Source organism: Cupriavidus sp. 01L43 (assembly GCF_056399925.1).
This window is the reverse complement of record NZ_JBFTSH010000014.1, coordinates 96,968-112,899: the sequence shown is the minus strand read 5'-3', so window position 1 is coordinate 112,899 and position 15,932 is coordinate 96,968. Positions and strand designations below refer to the sequence as shown.

Below are 15,932 nucleotides of genomic sequence, written 5' to 3'. Positions count from 1 at the left end.
GGCGCACACTGAACAATCCGGCGGCAACCCTGAAAACGGAGGACGACCCCGGTGATCGCGAGTTTCCTTGGCGTGCTGTTCGACGGCCTGGCGTACGGCAGCCTGCTGTTCCTGATCAGCATTGGCCTGTCCGTGACCATGGGGCTGATGAACTTCGTCAACCTGGCCCATGGCGCCTTTGCCATGCTCGGCGGCTATGTGGCCGTGGTGCTGATGAACCGCGCCGGCGTGCCGTTCCTGGCGGCGCTGCCGCTGGCCTTCCTGGGCGCGGCGGCGGTGGGCTGGCTGCTCGAGCGCACGCTCTATCGGCGCCTGTACCGGGCCAGCCACCTCGACCAGGTGCTGTTTTCCATCGGCCTGACCTTCATGGCGATGGCCGGCGCCACGTGGCTGTTCGGCCCCGGCCAGCAGCCGGTGGCGCTGCCCGAGTTCCTGATCGGGCAGGTGCAGGTGGCCGGGATCGACCTGGGCGCCTATCGGCTGTTCCTGATCGGCGTGGTGGTGGTGATCACGCTGGCGCTGGGGTGGCTGGTGGCGCGCACGCGCTTCGGGGCGCAGGTACGGGCTGCCGTCGATCACCAGCAGGCCGCGCGCGGTCTCGGCATCAACGTGGAGCGGGTGTTCAGCCTGACGTTCGCGCTCGGCTCGGGACTGGCCGGCCTTGGCGGCGGACTGGGCATCGACGTGCTCGGGCTCGATCCCGCCTTCCCGCTCAAATACATGGTGTATTTCCTGCTGGTAGTGGCCGTGGGCGGYGCCGGCTCCATCCGCGGCTCGCTGCTCGCGGCGATCGTGCTTGGGGTGGCGGACGTAGCCGGCAAGTACTACGTGCCGGCGGTGGGCGCGTTCGTGATCTACGCGATGATGGTCGTGCTGCTGGTGGCCTTCCCGGCCGGCCTGTTCGGGAGGCGCGCATGAAATCCGTCCTGCGTACCGATCAAGCCGTCCAGCCGGCGGCGGCCCAGCGCCACCGCCTGCCCGATGGCCGCTGGCATCCGGCCGAAATCATCTTCTGGCTCGCCCCGGTGGCGGTGTTCTTCCTTCTGCCCGACTACCTGATCCTCGGCAGCCAGATCCTGATTACCGGCCTGTTCGCGCTGTCGCTGGACCTGATCCTCGGCTATGCCGGCATCGTCTCGCTCGGCCACGCGGCCTTCTTCGGGCTGGGCGCCTATACGGCGGGCCTGCTCGGCGCGCACGGCTGGGGCGAGCCGATTTCCGGCCTGCTGGCCGCCGGCGCCGTGGCCGGGCTGGCGGGCTGGCTGTGCAGCTTCCTGGTGGTGCGCGGCGGCGACCTGACCCGGCTGATGGTCACGCTCGGCATCGGCCTGATGCTGTTCGAGGCCGCCAACAAGGCCGCTTTCCTGACCGGCGGGGTCGATGGGCTGTCCGGCGTGACCATGGGCAAGGTGCTCGGGCTGTTCGAATTCGACCTGTTCGGCAAGACGGCCTATCTATATAGCCTCGTGGTGACCTTCCTGCTGTTCGTGGCGGTGCGCCGGATCGTGGCGTCGCCGTTCGGGCTGTCGCTGCGCGGCGTGCGCGAGGGCGTGCGGCGCATGCCGGCGCTGGGCGCCAACGTGCCGCGCCGGCTCGGGGCGGTGTTCGCGGTGTCGGCGGCGGTGGCCGGGGTGGCCGGCGGCCTGCTGGCCCAGACCACGCAGTTCGTCGGGCTCGATGTGCTGGGCTTCCCGCGATCGGCCGAGCTGCTGGTCATGCTGGTGCTCGGCGGCACGGGCCGGCTCTACGGCGCGCTGGTCGGCGCGGCGCTGTTCATGATCGCGCAGGACGTGCTGGCGGGCATCAACCCGGTCTACTGGCAGTTCTGGATCGGCCTGCTGCTGGTGCTGATGGTGCTGTTCGCCAAGGGTGGGGTGATGGGCGCGGCCAGCGCCATTGCGGGCCGGCTGCGGCGCGGCCGGGGGGAAGCATCATGACGGCCACGCTCCGCACGGCAGGGCTCGGCAAGTCCTGGGGCGCCTTCGCCGCCAATAGCGACATCTCGCTCAGTTTCGCACCGGGCGCGCGCCACGCGCTGATCGGGCCGAACGGCGCCGGCAAGACCACCTTCATCAACCTGCTGACCGGGGCGCTGCCGCCGTCGGCAGGGCGGATCTGGCTGGGCGACCGCGATATCACGGCGCTGCCCCAACATGCGCGCGTGCGGCTGGGCATGACCCGTACGTTCCAGATCAACACGCTGTTTCCGGGCCTGACGGTGCTCGAATCCGTCGTGCTGGCGGTGGCCGAGCGCACCGGGGCCGCACGCATCTGGGCGCGCACGGTGGCTTCCCAGACGCCCCTCGTCGACGAAGCCATGGCGGTGCTGGCCATGCTGCGGCTGGACGCCGATGCCGACGTCGAGACCCGCCAGCTGCCCTACGGCAAGCAGCGGCTGCTGGAGATGGCGCTGGCGCTGGCCACGCGGCCGTCGATCCTGCTGCTGGACGAACCCGCCGCCGGCATTCCCACGGGCGAGAGCGCGGAGCTGTTCGCGGTCATCGCCGGGCTGCCGCGCGACATCACCATCGTCTTTATCGAGCACGACATGGATCTGGTGTTCCGCTTCGCCGAGCGCATCACGGTGCTGGTGGCGGGCCGCGTGTTGACCGAGGGCACACCGGCCGAGATTGCCGCCGACCCGCGCGTGCGCGAGGTGTATCTGGGGGAGGCCGCCCATGACTGAACTGCTGCGGATGGAGGGCGTCAGCGCGGGCTATGGCGACGCGCTGGTGCTGGACGGCATCGACCTGACGCTCTCCGCCGGCGACAGCCTGGCGCTGCTGGGCCGCAACGGCGTGGGCAAGACCACGCTGCTGGCTACGCTGATGGGCTTCACGCGGCTGCGCGGCGGGCGCCTGCACTGGCAGGGGCGCGACCTCGCCCGCGTGCCGCCGCACCGGCGCGCGCAAGGTGGCATCGGCTGGGTGCCGCAGGAGCGCTGGGTGTTTCCGTCGCTGACCGTGGCCGAACACCTGAGCGCCGTGGCGCGCCCCGGGCCGTGGGACATCCCCCGCGTTTTTCAGGTCTTTCCGAGGCTCGAGGAGCGCCGGAAGAACCTCGGCAACCAGTTGTCGGGCGGGGAACAGCAGATGCTGGCGATGGCGCGCGCGCTGATGGTCAATCCTTCACTGCTGCTGCTCGATGAGCCGATGGAAGGGCTGGCGCCGATCATCGTGCAGGAGCTGCGGCGAGTGATTGCCGGGCTGATCGCGGACAGCGGCATGGCGGTGATCGTGGTGGAACAGCACGCCCGGCTGGCGCTGGCGATGACGCAGCGCGCGATGGTGCTCGACCGGGGGCGCGTGGTGCACGCCGGCGAGAGCGCCGGGCTGCTCGCGGATCGTGCCCTGCTGGATCGGCTGGTGAGCGTGGCGGCGTAGGTGGTGGCGTAGGTGACGGCATAAGACGAGTCTGATTGCTTTTCAGAAACGTCTCATATCTCTGGGCGCGCTTCATTCCCAGAATGCATGGATCGACATCATCCGCTCAGACAGCAGGAGATCGCCATGCACAAACCGAAACCGTCTTCCCGGACATCCATTACACCCGGCATGCTCGGCACCCCGGGGTTCCCCGGGCCGATGGCGCCGTCGGCCCCGGCCCTGCGGCAACTGGAGCGCATTCAGGAAGCGCTCGGGGTGATGTCGGCGGCGCTGGATAACGCGGCCTCGCCGGACTTCGGCAATGCCGGCGCCGCGCTGATCATCCGGCTGATCCGGCGCGAGGCGGCGTCAGCCATCTCGGTGCTATCGCCGCCGAAGGAACGCTCCGGTCACGGCTTCAAGCCGCTGTAGAACGCCGCGAGGTTGGCGATGTCCTTGTCGGTCAGCGGCTTGGCCATCAGGTTCATCATCTCGTCCTTGCGCGCACCGGTCTTGTAGTCCTTGAGCGCCTTCACGAGGTAGGTCTCGTTCTGGCCGGCCAGGTGCGGCGCCTCGGGCAGCTTCGACTTGCCGTCCAGGCCATGGCAGGCCTGGCACTGCAATGCCTTGGCCTTGCCGGCCTGGGCGTCTGCGGCCAGGGCAGGAGCCCCGGCCACGGCCATTGCCATCCCCAGCCAGGCGGCGATTGTCAGCGAACCGTGTCGCGTCACTTGGCCCCCGCGTAGGAGATGCGGTAGATCGCCCCGGCGTAGTCGTCGGACACCAGCAGCGAGCCGTCCTGCAACTGCTGCACGTCCACCGGGCGGCCCATGTACTCGCCGTTGGCCGTCAGCCAGCCTTCGGCGAAGACCTCGGTGGCGCCGACCGAGCCGTCGGCGTTGACCGGCGTGTACACGATGCGGGCGCCAATCGGCTTGGTGCGGTTCCAGGAGCCATGCTCGGCCGCGAACACGCCGTTCTGGTACTTGGCCGGGAACATCTTGCCGGTATAGAACGACATGCCGAGGTCGGCCGCGTGGGCGGCGTACTCCACCACCGGGAAGACGGCGTCTGCCGGCGGCTTGGCGTCCTTGTACTCGACCGTGCGGACCTTGCCGCCGCCGTACCACGGGAAGCCGAAGTTCTGGCCGCCCTTGGTGGCCCGGTTCAGTTCGCCGGGGGGCTGGTCGTCGCCCATGCCGTCCACCTGGTTGTCGGTGAACCAGAGCATCTTGTCGACCGGGCTGAAGTCCAGGCCCACGGAGTTACGCACGCCATGGGCATAGACCTCGCGATTCTTGCCGTCCTGGTCGATCCGGATAATGCCGCCGACGCCGTTCTTGTCGAGGGTGGCCAGCTTGTCCTTGGGCGGCACGTTCCACGGCTGGCCGAGCGCCACGTAGAGCTTCTTGTCCGGGCCGATGCGGCAGGCGCGCGCGCCGTGGTTGAAGCTCTCGAACTCGGTCGGGACCAGCTTGCCCTGCGGCACGACCACGCCGACGGCCACGTCGGGGCCGCCCTCGCCGAAGAACTGGGCGGCCGGGAACGCCAGCACGCGGTTCTGCTCGGCCACGTAGAGGATGCCGTCGGGGGAGAAACAGACGCCATTGGGCACCTTGAAGGCGACGGAACTGGCGAACTGCACCACGTCGTCCGCCACGCGGCGCTTGTTGCGGTCCGTCACCTGCCAGACCTTGGTCTTGCGCGTGCCGACGAAGACCACGCCCGTGGACGGCTCCACCGCCATGTGGCGGGCCTCGGGCACCACCGCGTACAGCTCGATCTTGAAGCCCTGCGGCAGCTTGATCGTCTTGAGGTTGTCGCGGATGGCGTCGGCGCGCGTGCCGGTCTGCGGCACGGTTTCCGGCGTGGCGGTGCCGGTCGGCTTGAAGCTCTGGAGCTTCTGGAGGTTGTCGGGGGCGGCCATGGCGGGTGCCAAGGCCAGGAACATCGCGGCGGCGGCCGCGGAGGATATGGCAGTCCTGATCATTTTGTCGTCTCCGGAGTTCTTCTTGTGTGCATCAAACAGCTTAGGTCAAGAATCGGAACCCGCGTGATGCACTTTCTTGACGACGCAATAAAAGATTTTCAGGACGGCCGCCGCCGGGCAGGCTTACTTGCCGGAGTCCTTCACCCCGTCGAATTTGTCGAACTCGACGTTGTAGAGCTCCCCGTTGACCTTTTCCACCTTGCGGATGTAGACGGTCTGCACCACGTCGCGCGTGGCCGGGTCGATGGTGATGGCGCCGCGCGGGCTCTGGATCTTCATGCCCTTCAGCGCCGCCAGGAACTTGTCGCCGTCCGTGACGCCGTTGGTTTTCTTCAGGGCCTCGTAGATGGCGGCCATGCCGTCGAAGGCGGCCACGGCCATGAAGTTGGGCCGGCCGGCGCCCGGGTTGGCCTCGGCAAACGCCTTCAGGAACGCCTTGTTTTCCTTCGAATCATGGGCGGCGGAGTAGTGGAACGAGGTGATCACGCCCAGCGTGGCGTCGCCCATGGCGGGCAGCACGTGGTCGTCGGTCAGGTCGCCGGTGGCAATCACGCGGATGCCGGCGGCGGCCAGGCCGCGCTCCCGGAAGCCCTTCATGAAGGCCACGCCTTGCTCGCCGGCGGGCAGGAACAGGAACACGGCCTCCGGCTTGGCGTCCTTGATGCGCTGGATGAAGGGCGCGAACTCGGGGTTGCGCAGCGGCACGCGGATCGACTCGATAATCTGCCCGCCGCCGCCCAGGAAGTTGGTCTTGAACGCGGTTTCGGCGTCGATGCCGGGCGCGTAGTCCGCCACCAGCGTGACCACCTTGCGGATGTTGTTGCGCACCGCCCAGGTCGCCATCGGCGCCGAGATCTGCGGCAGCGTCATCGACACCCGTGCGATGTAGTTCGACTTGGTGGTGATGACGGAGGAAGCCGCGTTGAAGATCACCATCGGCTTTTTCGCCTGCTCGGCGATGGGCGCCACGGCCAGCGCCTCGGGCGTGAGGCCGAAGCCGGCCAGGATGTCCACCTTGTCGCGCACCACCAGTTCCTGGGCCAGGCGCTTGGCCACGTCCGGCACCGGGCCGGTGGTGTCCTTGAGGATGACTTCAATCTTGCGGCCGCCCACGGTGTCGCCGTGGAGCTTCTGCCACGCCTTGACGCCGCCTTCCATCTGCTTGCCGTAGTCGGCAAAGCTGCCCGAGAACGGGGCGATCAGCCCGATCTTGACCGGGTCGGCGGCAAAGCTGGAAGCGGGGAATGCCAGGACGGCGAGGGCGCCGCACGCCAGGACGGCGCGCCGCAGCGGGGTGAAGGTCATCGAAGTCTCCCGAAAAGTGCGGTACTAGGCGACCGCATCGAACGGGAGTGTAGGGGGGAGGGCGGCTGTGCGCAATCCCGTGTTTCGCTCCCCCTCCCGCAGGCGGGAGAGGGGGAAAACCAAGGCTCAGACCACCGTTGCCAGGGCCAGCGTCAGGCCCAGCGCCACCACCGAGATGATGGTTTCGCAGACCGACCAGGTCTTGAACGTCTGCGCCACGGACATGTTGAAGTACTCCTTCACCAGCCAGAAGCCGCCGTCGTTCACGTGCGAGAGGATCAGCGATCCGGCGCCCGTGGAGAGCACCAGCAGTTCCGGGCGGGTGCCCGGCACGCTGGCGGCGATCGGGGCGACGATGCCGGCGGCCGTGGTCATGGCCACCGTGGCCGAGCCCGTGGCGATACGGATCATCACCGCCACCAGCCAGCCCAGCACCAGCACGGACACGTGGGCGCTGGTCGCCACGTCCACGATGGACGTGGAGATGCCCGAGTCGCGCAGGATGCGGCCAAAGCCGCCGCCGGCGCCCACCACCAGCGTGATGATGGCCGTGGGGGCCACGCACTCGTTGGTGAACTTCAGGATCATCTCGCGGCTGAAGCCGCGTGCCTTGCCGAAGGTGTAGAAGCTCACCAGTGCGGCGATCAGCAGCGCCATCACCGAGTTGCCGATCAGCTTCAGGAAGTCGTTGGCGAAGGTCTTCGGCGTGGTGAACAGGTCGGCCCAGCTACCGATCAGCATCAGCATCACCGGCAGCAGGATGGTGAACACCGTGATGCCGAAGCTCGGCAGGGCGTGCGTGGCCTTGACGCCCTCGTCTTCCTCGGTGAACTGCGCGGCCAGCGGGTTCACATCGGGCAGCTTCACGTAGCGGTCCATCAGCTTGGCGAACAGCGGGCCGGCGATGGCGGCCGTGGGCACGCCCACGATCAGCGCGTACATGATGGTCTTGCCGATGTCGGCGCCATAGGCCGTCACGGCCAGCAGCGCAGCCGGGTGGGGCGGGATCAGCCCGTGCACCACGGACAGGCCGGCCACCATCGGAATGCCCACCAGCACCATCGAGGTACCGGTGCGCTTGGCCACGTTGAAGGCGATCGGCACCAGCAGCACGAAGCCGACTTCGAAGAACACCGGCAGGCCGACGATGAACGCGATGGTCACCATGGCCCAGTGCACGTTCTTCTCGCCGAAGAAGTCGATCAGCGTCAGCGCGATGCGCTCGGCGCCGCCCGACTCGGCCATCATCTTGCCGAGCATGGTGCCCAGCCCGATCACCAGCGCGATGTGGCCCAGCGTGCCGCCCACGCCGGCCTCGAACGACTTGATGATGTCGCCCATCGGCATGCCCACGGCAAAGCCGAGCGCGACGGACACTATCACCAGCGTGATGAAAGGGTTGAGCTTGAACCTGGCGATCAGTATGACCAGCGCGATCACGGCGATCAGCGCATAAACCAGGAGTGTGGTTCCTGTTACGGCACCCATATTGTCTCCTTGCGCGGGTGCCGTCCGGAGGACGGTCCGCTTCCGCTATGAAAAGGCCGCTATTCCTGTGGGGCTTAGCGGCCGGGTTGATAAATCGGTTGGCTCACCGTGCGGGCTTATGCCGCGGTTTTCTTGTAGGCAATGCAGTCCACTTCGACCTTGCAGTCCACCACCATGCTGGACTGCACGCAGGCGCGGGCCGGCGGGTTGGCGCCGAAGTATTCCTTGAAGATCTTGTTGAACGAGGTGAAGTCGCGGGCGTCGTCCAGCCAGACGCCGCAGCGCACCACGTGCTCGGGGCCGTAGCCGGCCTCGGCCAGGATCGCCAGCACGTTCTTGATGGCCTGGTGGCTCTGCGCCACGATGCCGCCGTCGATCACCTCGCCGCCCACCATCGGCACCTGGCCGGATACGTAGAGCCAGCCGTCGGCGGCTACCGCGCGGGCGAACGGCATGTGCGAACCGCCCTGGCCCGTGCCGCCTTCCACGCCGAAACGCTTGATGTCCATGAAAACTCCTGTCTACTGAATGATGAAAGGGATCAGGCCGTGGCGCGGGGGCCGCGCGGCAGGAAGCGGCCGGCGCGCACGCCGGTGGCCTCGCGCTGCTGCCACGACAGCTCGCCGTTGACCCAGACCGCCGCGATGCCCTCGGCGGGCTGCATGGGGTCGGTGAAGCTGGCGGCGTCCCGGATCGTGGCGGCGTCGAACAGGACCAGGTCGGCCCAGTAGCCTTCGCGCACGAAGCCGCGCCCGGTCAGCCCGAAGCGCTCGGCGGAGAGGCCGGTCATCTTGTTGACGGCCACACTCAGCGGAAATAGCTCGCGGTCGCGCGCGTAGTGGCCCAGCACGCGCGGAAACGCGCCCCAGAGACGAGGGTGCGGCAGCGGGTCATTGGGCAGGCCGTCGGAGCCGACCACCGTGGCCGGATGGCGCAGGATGCGGTCCACATCGGCATCTTCCATGCAGTGGTAGACCGCGCCGGCCGGTTGCAGTCGCCGCGCGGCTTCCTCCAAATCGACATTCCACTCGGCGGCGATGTCGGCCAGCAGGCGGCCGCCCATGGCCGGATGCGATTCCGACCACGTGACCTGGATGTCGAAATCGCTGGTCACCTGCTTGAGGTCCAGCGTGGACGAGCTGGCCGTGTACGGATAGCAGTCGCAGCCCACCGGCTGCCAGCGCTGGGCGCCTTCCAGCGCGTCCAGCACCTCGCCGCTGCGGCCCCAGTTGGGCACGCCGGCGCATTTCAGGTGCGAGATGACCACCGGCACGCGCGCATGGCGGCCGATGCGGAAGGCTTCGTCCATGGCATCGAGGATCTCGGCGAACTCGCTGCGCAGGTGGGTGGCGTAGAGCGCGCCGGCGTCCGCGAGCGGCTCGGCCAGGGCGAGGACTTCCTCGGTCGGCGCGCAGAAGGCGTTGGCGTAGGCCAGCCCGGTGGAGAGGCCCAGCGCACCGTGGGCCAGGGCTTCCTCCAACTGGGCGCGCATCGCGGCGGTCTCGTCGGGGGTGGCGGCGCGGTCGAGCCGGTCCATATGGTTGCTGCGCAGGGCCGTGTGGCCGACCAGCGCGGCCACATTGACGGCCGGCTGCGCCGCGTTGACGGCCTCGACATAGGCCTGGAAGCTCGGGTAGCGAAACGCCTCGGCGCGGCCCAGCAGGTTCATCGGATCGGGCGGATCGCCCGCCAGCGTGACCGGCGCCGCGCTGATACCGCAGTTGCCGACGATCACCGTCGTCACACCCTGCGAGATCTTCGGCGTCATCTCGGGCTGGCGGACCACGTTGGTGTCGTCGTGCGTGTGGACGTCGATAAAGCCGGGCGAGAGCACCATCCCGTGGCCTTCCACCACGTGGGAGGCGGTGTCCGGGTCGATGGCGCCGGGGGCGTCGATGCGCGTGATGCGGCCGTCGCGGATGCCCACGTCGGCCAGCCGGGGCGCGGCGCCCGAGCCGTCGATCAGGCTCACGAGGCGGATCAGGGTGTCGAACAGGTGTGGCATGGTCAGTCTCCCAGCGGCTGGCGGCTGTCCGGCCCGTCGCTGTCCTGGCTCACGCCGCGGTGGGCGTCGAGCACGTATTTGAGGCGGCGCAGCTTCTCGGCACTCTGTTCCTGCGTCAGCAGGGCCAGGCGCGTGGCGAGCACGTCGAGCACCAGCAGCATCGCGTAGCGCGAGGCCGATGGCTTGAAGATGAAATCCGTCTCCAGCGAGCGCACGGGCAGCAGCACATCGGCACGCGCCGCCAGCGGCGAACCGAGCGCCGTCACAGCGATCAGCCGGGCGCCGTACTCGCGCGCGATGTCGCAGCTGGCCAGCATCTCGGGCATGTTGCCGCTCGCCGAGAACGCCAGGACCACGTCGTCGCGGGTCAGCGTGGCTGCCACCATCTTCTGGAGGACCGCGTCCTGATACGAGGCCACGGGGTGGCCGAGCCGGGCCAGCCGGTAGCGCGCCTCGTCGGCCATGAACGTCGAGCCGCCACCCATGCCAAAAGCGTAGACCATGCGCGCGTCCAGTAACAGCCGCGCGGCAATGCCGATGCGTTCCGGGTCGATCAGCTTGCGATTGACTTCCAGCGTATTGATGACATCGGCGTGAATGCTTTCTGCCAGCGAGGCGGGCGCCCCGGGCTCCGCCAGCGGCACCGGCTGCAGGAAGCGCGAGCCCACCGCGGTGGCCTGGGCCAGCCGCAGCTTCAGGTCGCGCACATCGCGGCAGCCGATGGCCTTGGCGAAGCGCGTGACACTGGCCTCGCTCACCGCCGCCTTGCGCGCCAGTTCATTGATGCTGGCCGCCGCCGCGCCGGCCAGGTCTTCCAGGATCACCTGGGCGACCTTCTGCTCGGCCAGACGCAGCGCGGGGCCACGTTCGGCAATGCGGGTCAGGATGTCGAAAGGCGCGGTCATGGCGGGCGGATGCGCGTCCCCCGGCAGGGCTGTCGGGCGACGCATGTTACTTTATAACAAGGATGAAATATCGTAGTTTCAAGGCTATGATTACGTCAATCAGAATTTTTGCGGGGTGATGTCAGCATGCGTGAGACAAAGTATCAGGGTGAATACCAAGCCGGAATCATCGATCCGCTGAACAAGGCGCTGGGCCGGATGGACACCCCGCTGGCCCCCGCAAACGCCAGCCAGGTCGGCTGGAACCTGTTGTCGGAGGACCTGAGCCTGCCCGCGGCTGTGCTCTATGAGGAACGTCTCGCGCACAACCTCACATGGATGCGCCGCTTCATGGGTGAATACGGGGTGCAGCTGGCGCCGCATGGCAAGACCACCATGGCGCCCAAGCTGTTCGCGCGACAGTTGCAGGAAGGTGCCTGGGGCATCACCCTGGCCACCGCGCACCAGACCGCAGCCGCCGCCGCGCATGGTGTGAAACGCGTGCTGATGGCCAACCAGCTGGTTGGACGCCGCAATATGGAGATCGTGGCGGACCTGCTGCGCGATCCTTCCTTCGAATTCTTCTCGCTCGTCGATTCAGCGGATCTCGTCGATCAGCTCGGCGCGTTTTTCCGTGCGCGCGGCCAGAAGCTGCAAGTATTGGTGGAACTGGGCGTGGAGGGTGGCCGTACTGGCGTGCGTGACGCCGCCCAGCAGCAGGCCGTGATGGACGCGCTGGCGCGCTGGCCCGACGCGCTCGCGCTGGCCGGCGTGGAAGTCTACGAAGGCGTGCTCCAGCAGGAGGCCGACATCCGCGCCTTCCTGCAGCGCACTGTGGCCGTGACGCGTCAGCTGGCCGCCGAAGGCCGCTTCAGCCGCAGCCCAGTGGTCATGTCGGGCGCGGGCTCGGCCTGGTATGACGTGGTGGCCGAGGAGTTCTCGCGGACCGACATCGGCGCCCCCATCGACATCGTGCTGCGTCCCGGCTGCTACCTGACCCACGACGTGGGCATCTACCGTGCCGCGCAGACGCGCATCCTGGCCAACAACCCCGTGGCGCAGCAGATGCGCGAGGGGCTGCTGCCCGCGCTGCAGCTCTGGGCCTATGTGCAGTCGATTCCCGAGCCGACGCGCGCGATCATCGGCATGGGCAAGCGCGATGCCGCGTTCGACGCCGGCATGCCGATTCCCGCGCGCCTGTACCGGCCCGGCACGGACGCCCCGGTGGACACCCCGGCGCACTGGCAGGTGACCGGCATGATGGACCAGCATGCCTATTTGCAGATTCAGGCTGGCGACGATGTGCGCGTCGGGGATATGATTGCCTTCGACATCTCGCATCCCTGCCTGACGTTCGACAAGTGGCGGCACATCCCCGTGCTGGACGGCCAGTTGCGCGTCATCGACATCGTGCAGACGTTCTTCTGAGGGAGACCCTGCGACATGAGCATCGACATTCTTGCCTACGGCGAGCCGCTGGTGGAATTCAACCAGCAGCCCGACGACGCCAGCCGCTACCTGCAGGGCTTTGGCGGCGATACCTCGAACTTCTGCATCGCCGCCGCGCGGCAGGGCGCCACCACCGGCTACATCAGCGCGGTGGGCGCCGACAGCTTCGGCGAGCGCCTGCTGGCCCTCTGGACTACCGAGCGCGTGGATACGCGGCACGTCAGCGTGAATGCGGCGGCGCCCACGGGCGTCTATTTCGTCTCGCACGACAGCCACGGCCACCGTTTCGACTATCTGCGCGAAGGCTCGGCCGCGAGCCGCTACCACCATGACCAGCTGCCGCTGGCGGCGATTGCCCAGGCGCGCTTCCTGCACCTGTCCGGCATCAGCCTGGCCATCAGCACCAGCGCCTGCGACGCCGGGCTGGCCGCGATGGAGCACGCGCGCAAGGGCGGCACGCAGGTGTCGCTCGATACCAACCTGCGGCTGCGGCTGTGGTCGCTGGCCCGCGCGCGCGGCATCATGCGCGAGGCGTTTTCGCTGACCGACGTCTGCCTGCCGAGCTGGGACGACATTACCGTGCTCACAGGGCTGGACGACCGCGATGCCATCGTCGATTACCTGCTCGGCTGCGGCATCGGGCTGGTGGCGCTGAAGCTGGGCGAGGAGGGCAGCTACGTGGCCACGCCCGAGGCGCGCTCGCTGGTGCCGCCGTACCCGGTGCGGCCGCTCGACGCCACCGGCGCGGGCGATTGCTTCGGCGGGAGCTTCATCGCCCGGCTGGCTGCGGGCGCGGATCCGTTCGATGCCGCGCGCTACGCCAACGTGGCGGCTGCGCTGTCCACTACGGGCTACGGCGCGGTCGCGCCGATCCCGCGCGCCGATACCGTGCAGGCGCGCCTGGAACAATCCGTGTCGGTGATTGCCTGACTGGAACCAGACGGGCGTGCTTCGCCCCCCATATTTGCCACCCAACATCGGGACTGTCATGCCAAATCAACCTTCCCCGCTGCTAGAACGACTCGTCAATGTGCCGGTGATTCCGGTGCTGGAATACCACTCGGTGGACGACGCGCTGCACGTCAGCGAGGCGCTCGTCGCCGGCGGCCTGCCGCTGCTGGAGATCACGCTGCGCACGCCGGTCGCCCTGGAGGCCATCCAGGCCGTGGCCAAGGCGCTGCCGCAGGCCGTGGTGGGTGCCGGCACGGTGCTGACCGTGGAACAGCTTCACGCCGTACGCGACGCCGGCGCCCAGTTCGCGGTCTCGCCCGGCCTGACGCGCAAGCTGGCCGATGGCGCGCAAGGCGCGGGCATCACGCTGTTGCCGGGCGTAGCGACTGCCAGCGAGGCCATGGCGGCGCTGGAATCCGGCTTCACCTTCCTGAAGTTCTTCCCGGCCGAGGCAGCCGGCGGCGTGCCGATGCTGAAGTCGCTGTACGGGCCGCTGGCGCAGCTCAAGTTCTGCCCGACCGGCGGGATCGACCTCATCAAGGCCCAGCACTACCTGGCGCTGCCGAACGTGGTGTGCGTGGGCGGCTCGTGGGTCGTGCCCAAGGACGCCGTGGCCGCCAAGGACTGGGGCCGCATCCGCAAGCTGGCCGAGGAAGCCGCACGGCTCTGCAAGGGCTGATCGCCCGACCGCTGGAAAGCGGGGAGTAAAAACTACAAAGCCGACCGGGAATTATTCCCGGTCGGCTTTTTTAGTCCTCGGGGCGCCCGCTACGGCGCCTCGGCTGGAGAACGTTTACTTCGCCTTTTCAGCGGAGTTCTCGAGTTTCTGACCGCCCTTCTGCACGTCCTGGCCGACGCCGGCCATGGTGTTGCAACCTGCCAGCAGGGTGGCACACAGTACGCACCAGATCCATCCTTTTTTCACGAGTGGCTCCTTTAGGGATAGTGAGAAGTGGGCACATTCTACCGTCGCCCCAATCGATCTCGATGCAGGATGTGTGCCAATTTGTAAGTAGGAAAACGCTGACAAACGGCTACAAACGGCTGACAAACAGGCCCTCCGGCACCGTGCCCGATCAAGGGCGAAGGCCGGGGCCGAGCAGTTGCCGCGCGCGGTCCACGATGGCCGCGTGGGTCTGCGCCAGCCAGTGCGCGGGGAAGGGCTGGGCGAGCAGATAGCCCTGGACGCTGTCGCAGCCCCAGTCGCGCACGGCCTCCAGCTGGGTGCGCGTCTCCACGCCCTTGGCACAGACCGGTACGCCATGCGCGTGGGCCAGCACGCACGCCGCGCGCAGGTGGGCGGCGATGTCGCCGCTGCGGGTAGCGTGCCCCAGATGGCGCGCATCGAGCGTGACCACATCGGGCCGGGTGATTTCCAGTGCGCGCAGGCTTGCTGCGTTGTCGGTGAAGTCACTGAGCGCCATGCCGATGCCGGTGTCATGCAGCAGCGTAGCCTTGTGGGCGGTCTCCGGACTGTCCGGCACGATGCTCACCGGCACCTCCACACACAGCCGGCCGGGGCCCACGCCGTAGGCCTCGACGGCCCGGCGCAGCATGTCGATGCTGCCGGGCGACTGCAACTGCGAGCTTGACGCCAGCAGCGTGAAGGGCACCGGCGCCACGGTCTCCGTGGCCCGCATCAGGGGCAGCAGTTGCTGAAGAATCCATTGCCCCATCTCGTCCATCATGCCGAGTGCCTCGACGGCGGGCAGGAAGTCGTGCGGCGCAATGCGGCCCAGCACCGCGTGCTGCCAGCGCAGCCGCACCGTGTAGGCGACGATCTCGGCGGTGGAAAGTAACGCGCGGGGCTGCAGATGCAGGCTCAGTTCGCCCCGGGCGATGGCATGGGGCAGGGCGGCGAGCAGCGGTGCCATGCGCGGGGGCGTGGGGAGGCTGGCGCGGCCAACGCCGTCGCCGCCGCGCCGGTTGATCTGCAGCATGGCGTCGAAGGCCTGCTGCAGGTTGCGTTCGGTGGCGCTGTCGGGGTGATCCATCGCCGCGCCGATGCTGCACGACAGAAACAATTCGAAACCATCGACCAGATAGGGCCGGCCCAGCACGGCTGCAATCGTCATGCTCAGGCAGCCGGGGTCGTCCGTGCCCTCGGGGAGCAGGCAGGCAACGCCGAGATCGGCCGGGCCCAGCCATTGCATCACGGCCGGCATGGTGGCGAGGCTGGCCACCCGCGACTTGACCTCTGCGCGCAGCAGATTGGCGCGCGCCGGACCGAGGGTGTCGCAGGCATGCTGGAAGCGGTCGAGGCGGATGACCAGCACGGCCAGAGGATGGGCCGTGCCGACCTGCGCGCGATGTTCGTCCAGCGCGGCAATGAACACCGCCGGCTGGGCCGCGCGGTTGCCGTCCATGGCTGGTGGCGTGTCGTGAGTGTCCGCGCTCATCAGTGACTCGCGGCGCCGTAGAGGCCGTGGCAGACATCAGCCACCGGCAATACCCGTTTTGCGTTCCCGTTCATGCATTCCATCTTTCGGGGCGCT

General features: G+C 68.2%; 17 protein-coding genes. 8 read left to right on the top strand and 9 right to left on the bottom strand.

Translation table 11 applies throughout. The features are described from left to right. The first annotated feature begins 54 nt into the window (after positions 1-54). The 5 genes from AC1DP9_RS21265 to AC1DP9_RS21245 all read left to right on the top strand — a co-directional run bounded on the left by AC1DP9_RS21265 (position 55) and on the right by AC1DP9_RS21245 (position 3,797). A complete protein-coding gene (locus AC1DP9_RS21265; protein WP_177219959.1) occupies positions 55-918 on the top strand; it encodes a branched-chain amino acid ABC transporter permease in 864 nt (287 codons plus the stop codon). Continuing rightward, positions 915-1,937: a branched-chain amino acid ABC transporter permease gene (locus tag AC1DP9_RS21260; RefSeq protein WP_477108397.1), complete on the top strand. Its 1,023-nt coding sequence runs from the start codon at positions 915-917 to the stop codon at positions 1,935-1,937. Before AC1DP9_RS21265 ends, AC1DP9_RS21260 begins: the two co-directional genes overlap by 4 nt. Continuing rightward, on the top strand, positions 1,934-2,686 hold the full coding sequence (locus AC1DP9_RS21255) for an ABC transporter ATP-binding protein (RefSeq protein ID WP_092296737.1): 753 nt from the start codon (positions 1,934-1,936) through the stop codon (positions 2,684-2,686). The genes AC1DP9_RS21260 and AC1DP9_RS21255 overlap by 4 nt, the downstream gene beginning before the upstream one ends. Beyond that, complete coding sequence (locus AC1DP9_RS21250; protein WP_477105489.1) at positions 2,679-3,383, top strand: ABC transporter ATP-binding protein; 705 nt, start codon at positions 2,679-2,681, stop codon at positions 3,381-3,383. The genes AC1DP9_RS21255 and AC1DP9_RS21250 overlap by 8 nt, the downstream gene beginning before the upstream one ends. A gap of 126 nt (positions 3,384-3,509) precedes the next feature. Continuing rightward, positions 3,510-3,797 carry a hypothetical protein gene (locus tag AC1DP9_RS21245; protein WP_143093916.1) on the top strand — a complete coding sequence of 96 codons (288 nt, stop codon included), beginning with the start codon at positions 3,510-3,512 and terminating at the stop codon, positions 3,795-3,797. Here the strand turns inward: AC1DP9_RS21245 and AC1DP9_RS21240 are convergent. From AC1DP9_RS21240 to AC1DP9_RS21210, 7 genes are all read right to left on the bottom strand, one after another. Continuing rightward, the gene (locus tag AC1DP9_RS21240) at positions 3,776-4,096 is read right to left on the bottom strand and encodes a c-type cytochrome (protein ID WP_477108396.1); all 321 of its coding nucleotides are present in this window, start codon (positions 4,094-4,096) and stop codon (positions 3,776-3,778) included. The two genes, AC1DP9_RS21245 and AC1DP9_RS21240, sit on opposite strands and share 22 nt — an antisense overlap. Then, positions 4,093-5,292, bottom strand: a complete 1,200-nt coding sequence (locus AC1DP9_RS21235; RefSeq protein WP_477108395.1) for a PQQ-dependent sugar dehydrogenase — start codon at positions 5,290-5,292, stop codon at positions 4,093-4,095. The genes AC1DP9_RS21240 and AC1DP9_RS21235 overlap by 4 nt, the downstream gene beginning before the upstream one ends. 186 nt (positions 5,293-5,478) lie before the next feature. Then, entirely contained in the window at positions 5,479-6,660 is a 1,182-nt protein-coding gene (locus AC1DP9_RS21230) for an ABC transporter substrate-binding protein (RefSeq protein WP_477108394.1), read from the bottom strand. A 126-nt stretch (positions 6,661-6,786) separates the two neighbouring features. Then, positions 6,787-8,148 (bottom strand): GntP family permease, encoded by a 1,362-nt coding sequence (locus tag AC1DP9_RS21225; RefSeq protein ID WP_092296719.1) that lies wholly within the window; start codon positions 8,146-8,148, stop codon positions 6,787-6,789. Positions 8,149-8,264: 116 nt separating this feature from the next. Then, on the bottom strand, positions 8,265-8,657 hold the full coding sequence (locus AC1DP9_RS21220; RefSeq protein ID WP_092296716.1) for a RidA family protein: 393 nt from the start codon (positions 8,655-8,657) through the stop codon (positions 8,265-8,267). Between the two features lie 32 nt (positions 8,658-8,689). Further along, on the bottom strand, positions 8,690-10,153 hold the full coding sequence (locus AC1DP9_RS21215) for an N-acyl-D-amino-acid deacylase family protein (protein ID WP_477108393.1): 1,464 nt from the start codon (positions 10,151-10,153) through the stop codon (positions 8,690-8,692). 2 nt (positions 10,154-10,155) lie between these two features. Then, the gene (locus AC1DP9_RS21210; RefSeq protein ID WP_441593273.1) at positions 10,156-11,058 is read right to left on the bottom strand and encodes a MurR/RpiR family transcriptional regulator; all 903 of its coding nucleotides are present in this window, start codon (positions 11,056-11,058) and stop codon (positions 10,156-10,158) included. Positions 11,059-11,184: 126 nt separating this feature from the next. On the opposite strand from AC1DP9_RS21210, the gene AC1DP9_RS21205 reads away from it, so the two are divergent. Genes AC1DP9_RS21205 through AC1DP9_RS21195 form a run of 3 tightly spaced genes read left to right on the top strand, consistent with a single transcriptional unit; the run spans position 11,185 to position 14,116 of the window. Then, entirely contained in the window at positions 11,185-12,465 is a 1,281-nt protein-coding gene (locus AC1DP9_RS21205; RefSeq protein WP_477108392.1) for an amino acid deaminase, read from the top strand. A 15-nt stretch (positions 12,466-12,480) separates the two neighbouring features. After that, positions 12,481-13,416 carry a sugar kinase gene (locus AC1DP9_RS21200; protein ID WP_441593269.1) on the top strand — a complete coding sequence of 312 codons (936 nt, stop codon included), beginning with the start codon at positions 12,481-12,483 and terminating at the stop codon, positions 13,414-13,416. Positions 13,417-13,474: 58 nt separating this feature from the next. Next, on the top strand, positions 13,475-14,116 hold the full coding sequence (locus tag AC1DP9_RS21195; protein WP_092296701.1) for a bifunctional 4-hydroxy-2-oxoglutarate aldolase/2-dehydro-3-deoxy-phosphogluconate aldolase: 642 nt from the start codon (positions 13,475-13,477) through the stop codon (positions 14,114-14,116). Positions 14,117-14,230: 114 nt separating this feature from the next. On the opposite strand, the gene AC1DP9_RS21190 is transcribed toward AC1DP9_RS21195, so the two are convergent. Together AC1DP9_RS21190 and AC1DP9_RS21185 are read right to left on the bottom strand one after the other, a co-directional pair. Next, positions 14,231-14,362, bottom strand: coding sequence for an entericidin A/B family lipoprotein (locus AC1DP9_RS21190; RefSeq protein WP_092296698.1), 132 nt, complete (start codon positions 14,360-14,362; stop codon positions 14,231-14,233). 151 nt (positions 14,363-14,513) lie between these two features. Continuing rightward, complete coding sequence (locus AC1DP9_RS21185; RefSeq protein WP_092296695.1) at positions 14,514-15,836, bottom strand: GGDEF domain-containing protein; 1,323 nt, start codon at positions 15,834-15,836, stop codon at positions 14,514-14,516. Positions 15,837-15,932: the final 96 nt, after the last annotated feature.

What these genes read in the sequence shown, in the direction of transcription:
- AC1DP9_RS21260 (WP_477108397.1), top strand. Translation starts at nt 915, where the DNA reads ATGAAATCCGTCCTGCGTACCGATCAAGCCGTCCAGCCGGCGGCGGCC.
- AC1DP9_RS21255 (WP_092296737.1), top strand. Translation starts at nt 1,934, where the DNA reads ATGACGGCCACGCTCCGCACGGCAGGGCTCGGCAAGTCCTGGGGCGCC.
- AC1DP9_RS21250 (WP_477105489.1), top strand. Translation starts at nt 2,679, where the DNA reads ATGACTGAACTGCTGCGGATGGAGGGCGTCAGCGCGGGCTATGGCGAC.
- AC1DP9_RS21245 (WP_143093916.1), top strand. Translation starts at nt 3,510, where the DNA reads ATGCACAAACCGAAACCGTCTTCCCGGACATCCATTACACCCGGCATG.
- AC1DP9_RS21235 (WP_477108395.1), bottom strand. Translation starts at nt 5,292, where the DNA reads ATGGCCGCCCCCGACAACCTCCAGAAGCTCCAGAGCTTCAAGCCGACC.
- AC1DP9_RS21230 (WP_477108394.1), bottom strand. Translation starts at nt 6,660, where the DNA reads ATGACCTTCACCCCGCTGCGGCGCGCCGTCCTGGCGTGCGGCGCCCTC.
- AC1DP9_RS21225 (WP_092296719.1), bottom strand. Translation starts at nt 8,148, where the DNA reads ATGGGTGCCGTAACAGGAACCACACTCCTGGTTTATGCGCTGATCGCC.
- AC1DP9_RS21220 (WP_092296716.1), bottom strand. Translation starts at nt 8,657, where the DNA reads ATGGACATCAAGCGTTTCGGCGTGGAAGGCGGCACGGGCCAGGGCGGT.
- AC1DP9_RS21215 (WP_477108393.1), bottom strand. Translation starts at nt 10,153, where the DNA reads ATGCCACACCTGTTCGACACCCTGATCCGCCTCGTGAGCCTGATCGAC.
- AC1DP9_RS21210 (WP_441593273.1), bottom strand. Translation starts at nt 11,058, where the DNA reads ATGACCGCGCCTTTCGACATCCTGACCCGCATTGCCGAACGTGGCCCC.
- AC1DP9_RS21205 (WP_477108392.1), top strand. Translation starts at nt 11,185, where the DNA reads ATGCGTGAGACAAAGTATCAGGGTGAATACCAAGCCGGAATCATCGAT.
- AC1DP9_RS21200 (WP_441593269.1), top strand. Translation starts at nt 12,481, where the DNA reads ATGAGCATCGACATTCTTGCCTACGGCGAGCCGCTGGTGGAATTCAAC.
- AC1DP9_RS21195 (WP_092296701.1), top strand. Translation starts at nt 13,475, where the DNA reads ATGCCAAATCAACCTTCCCCGCTGCTAGAACGACTCGTCAATGTGCCG.
- AC1DP9_RS21185 (WP_092296695.1), bottom strand. Translation starts at nt 15,836, where the DNA reads ATGAGCGCGGACACTCACGACACGCCACCAGCCATGGACGGCAACCGC.